The 252-nt window shown below is 53.2% G+C and carries 1 protein-coding gene; it reads left to right on the forward strand.

Annotated features, from left to right (window positions below; translation table 11 throughout):
- The coding region (locus HBA93_RS22300; RefSeq protein WP_221724694.1) for an autotransporter outer membrane beta-barrel domain-containing protein at positions 1-252 on the forward strand (252 nt) is incomplete at both ends.

Here is a 252-nt window from a genome sequence, read left to right on the forward strand (position 1 = left end):
TATGCTCCAAACAGCGAGGCTGGCAGTTATATTGAAACTTCTGGCATTTGGGGGCGGGTTGAAGGCTCCTATACCAAAATGCAGCCGCGCACCTCGACGTCCGATGCCACCTATGACTACAGCGCCTATAAAATGCAGGCAGGCATTGACGGCATGTTGCATGAAGGTGAAACAGGCAAGCTGATCGGTGGCATCACCGTGCATTACACCCATGGTGTCGCCAGCGTCTGGTCACCTTACGATTCCGATCTT

Origin of the sequence: Ochrobactrum sp. SFR4 (assembly GCF_019730395.1) — a bacterium.
Classification (GTDB): Bacteria; Pseudomonadota; Alphaproteobacteria; order Rhizobiales; family Rhizobiaceae; genus Pseudochrobactrum.